Source organism: Siphonobacter sp. (assembly GCF_048595215.1).
Lineage (GTDB): Bacteria > Bacteroidota > Bacteroidia > Cytophagales > Spirosomataceae > Siphonobacter.
Window position 1 is genome coordinate 1 of record NZ_JBMDWJ010000232.1, and the last position, 3,450, is coordinate 3,450.

A 3,450-nucleotide genomic window follows, 5' to 3' on the forward strand; every position below is an offset into this window, starting at 1 on the left:
CTAGAGAAGGTAAAGACTAGAATGAAAAGTAGAACGTAAGATTTCATGAAGGTTGATGTTAAGAAAGGGTAAGTTAAAAGAATTAACTGATTTCTGGATTGATCTGAAAAAGATTGCTTAACCTCGCAGTCACTTCGCTAGAGAAGGATGCACAAATCGTTAGCTGAACGTTGGGTCGGCTAACGTACGCTGTGACACGTTTAAAACTTCGATTGTTATGCGTTTTGCCACGAAAGCTATTCATGCGGGCGTTGAACCGGACCCGTCTACGGGAGCCATCATGACACCCATTTACCAAACTTCTACGTACGTACAGCAGGCTCCGGGGGTACATAAAGGGTACGAGTATTCCCGAACGCATAATCCCACCCGAACGGCCCTTCAGAACGCTCTGGCAGCCTTGGAAAATGCTCAACACGGCGTTTGCTACGCTTCGGGACTGGCCGCAACGGATGCCTTACTGAAGTTATTCAAGCCCGGCGATGAAATTGTGGCGACGAATGATTTATACGGAGGAACGTACCGGATTTTTGTACGCGTGTTCGAAGACTTCGGCCTAAAATTCAAATTCATTGACTTAAGTGACCCGGCTGCCGTTGAAACGGTTTTCACCGAGCAGACCAAAATGCTCTGGCTGGAAACGCCCACGAATCCACTGTTACGTATCCTTGATATTCGTACCTTGGCTGACCAAGCCCGTAGTCGCGGCATTCTTACCGTGGTAGATAATACGTTCGCCTCGCCCTACCTGCAAAACCCCTTGGACCTGGGAGCCGATATTGTCATGCATTCGGTAACGAAATACCTCGGCGGGCACTCCGATACCGTGATGGGAGCATTGATGCTCAATGACGATGAGCTGGCTGCCCGTCTACGATTTATTCAGAATGCCTGCGGAGCTGTACCCGGTCCACAGGATTGCTTTCTGGTGTTGCGGGGAATCAAAACGTTACACATTCGCATGAAACAGCACTGCGAAAACGCCCGGCAGGTAGCGGAGTTTCTAAACAATCATCCGAAGGTTGGCCAGGTGTACTACCCCGGCTTGGCTACGCACCCAGGCCATGCACTGGCGGCGGAACAGATGCGGGATTTCGGAGGGATGCTCTCCTTCGAACTTAAAGGCGATGATTACGAAGAAGCCGTTCGGGTCATGTCGAGCTTTAAGGTTTTTTCGCTGGGCGAATCGCTCGGTGGGGTAGAATCACTTTGTACACATCCGGCCAGTATGACGCACGCCAGTATTCCCAAGTCCGAACGCGAAAAATCCGGGTTGAAGGATACGCTGATTCGATTGAGCGTGGGAATCGAGGATGTGGAGGATTTAATCGAGGATTTGACGCAGGCGATTGAAAACTAATCCTGATCGCGGTCCATAAAAAAAGAGCCTCCGGTATTCCGGAGGCTCTTTTCAATTCTGGTGTACTACGCCGTTAAGCGTACGCGTACTTGGACGGGAATAATCGTTTCGCCATTGTCCAGTGTAACCAAGAACATGAAGGCGATTTCACCGTTGGCCGTGACCAGACGAGCATTAGCAGCTGATTTGGATTTAAACTGAGCCAGCGTCGTGGTGAACTTAACCGAGGTTCCATTGCCCGCAATGGGTTGGGTAATGTACGTAGCGGTCGCTACTGAACCTGCGTTAATGCTACTGCTTCCAGCCGAAACCCGGGTGATTTCCTTGATGGTACGTCCGCTATTTTCTGGAATAGACAGCGTGAACTCAATCGCTGAAGTGGAATCCTTAATGGACTTCGTGATGTAAGGATTGAATCCGTACGTCGTCGTACCGGGGAATGTTACGGGTACTGCGGGTCGGTTATCCTCGTAAAAAGTGCCAAAATCATCCTTACAAGACGTAAGCAGGATGGGAAAGCACAGGATCATTAAAAGAAATATGTTTTTCATCTGTGTCGATAATTAGAAGTGTGTTTAGTTCACATCCCACCAAACCCGTACGTTCTGAAGTATGTTGTTCGGGAAATTAGGGTTTCTGGCAATTTCCTGATCAATGTAACGAGCCCGAACCGGACGCGTTCCGTCAACGCCAACCGCGTTCTGGTGCTGAGCTAACGTGGGGTAACCCGTTCTCCGCCAGTCATTCCACTGCTCAAGACCGTTTCCGTACAGCGAAATATACTTCTGGGTAATGATCTGCTTGATCTTCTCTTCGTTACTGCCCGCTAACGTTACGACCGTAGGGTTCGCCGTGAAATAAGCGTTGATGTCCGCGTCAGAAATACCAGCCGATGACATGGAAGTCCGAATGCCTTCTTCGTACAGTTTCTGAGCATCGCCTGCTGTGCCCAAGCGTAGGGCTGCTTCTGCCAAAATGAAGGCACGCTGCCAGTTGGTAATTAACCGTACCGGACCTTCTCCGTTTTCACCCGTTACGTACGAGCTGAACATGGAGCGGTTCGCCGCCGCTGGAGGGGTACCGGCAAAACCGTTATCAATGGTTACGTAGTTGCCGGTAGGCCGGGTTACGAATAACGGAAGCCGGGGGTCTTTCAATCCTTGCAGTAACGTTACGAAACGGGTACTGATTAACTGATCCGTACTGAAGGAAGAGTTGTACGTATACGTGTAAATCGGACTTTGGCTACCTACCTGCGATCCAAAATTCACGGCCAGATTTTGAGCATTCGTCGTGATGTAGTCATTGCCTTTGATGACTTCATCAATGATTGACTTCGCCTTTGCGGGCTCTACACTACTAATTTGCAGGGCTAGCTTCAACAGTAAGGTGTTACCGGCTTTTTTCCAGTTCTCGATCGTACCATTGTAAACGATGTCGTCGCTACCGGGCGTGGTACTGCTGGTTTTTTCCAGATCAGCCAAACCTTCTTTCACCAGGTCAAACAGGCTTTGAATGCCCTTGGCATTATCGCCTAGGTAAATCTCTTTCTGCGTATCCAGTCGAGGCTGCGTATTGGCATCTCCCTGCAGGGCTTGCGAATAGGGAACATCACCCCATACGTCCGTTGCGATGGAAAACGTATACGCCTTCATGATTTTGGCAATGCCGACATAGGCGTTTGAATTGCTCGTCTGGGCTACTTCGATAAGTTTCTGATAATTGATCAGAGCACCACCGTAGAGTTCAAATCGCCACTGGTTTCCGAAGTCAGATCCATCCGTATTGTAGCGATCCCAAGAAACGGGGCTACCGTTGGCTCCGGCCGTTACGCTCATGATCACACTGGCAAAGCGGTTCAGATCATTAGCATTGGAGAACGCCGAACCCGCCAAGCCACTGGGTAATAGGGTAGCAGGAGGTACGGTAATAGGATTATTGGGGTTCTGATTAATATCCAGATAATCCGAGCAGGAAGAAAGAGCGACCACCGAACAGGCCATCGTTACTCCCTTTATCCATTTTTTATGTATTGCTGAGAACTTCATCTAAGTACAGAATTAGAATGTTACACGAAGGTTAACTCCATA

General features: G+C 49.2%; 3 protein-coding genes. 1 reads left to right on the top strand and 2 read right to left on the bottom strand.

The features are described from left to right. The first annotated feature begins 217 nt into the window (after positions 1–217). On the top strand, positions 218–1,360 hold the full coding sequence (locus ACOJTG_RS14550) for a cystathionine gamma-synthase (RefSeq protein WP_420154492.1): 1,143 nt from the start codon (positions 218–220) through the stop codon (positions 1,358–1,360). A 65-nt stretch (positions 1,361–1,425) separates the two neighbouring features. Here ACOJTG_RS14550 and ACOJTG_RS14555 read toward each other — a convergent pair whose 3' ends face one another. Together ACOJTG_RS14555 and ACOJTG_RS14560 are read right to left on the bottom strand one after the other, a co-directional pair. Next, complete coding sequence (locus ACOJTG_RS14555) at positions 1,426–1,890, bottom strand: hypothetical protein (RefSeq protein ID WP_420154493.1); 465 nt, start codon at positions 1,888–1,890, stop codon at positions 1,426–1,428. A 45-nt stretch (positions 1,891–1,935) separates the two neighbouring features. Beyond that, positions 1,936–3,363, bottom strand: coding sequence for a SusD/RagB family nutrient-binding outer membrane lipoprotein (locus ACOJTG_RS14560; RefSeq protein ID WP_420154494.1), 1,428 nt, complete (start codon positions 3,361–3,363; stop codon positions 1,936–1,938). Positions 3,364–3,450 lie beyond the last annotated feature (87 nt).

Coding starts and splice junctions, on each gene's coding strand:
- ACOJTG_RS14550 (WP_420154492.1), top strand. CDS start 218: ATGCGTTTTGCCACGAAAGCTATTCATGCGGGCGTTGAACCGGACCCG.
- ACOJTG_RS14560 (WP_420154494.1), bottom strand. CDS start 3,363: ATGGCCTGTTCGGTGGTCGCTCTTTCTTCCTGCTCGGATTATCTGGAT.
- ACOJTG_RS14555 (WP_420154493.1), bottom strand. CDS start 1,890: ATGATCCTGTGCTTTCCCATCCTGCTTACGTCTTGTAAGGATGATTTT.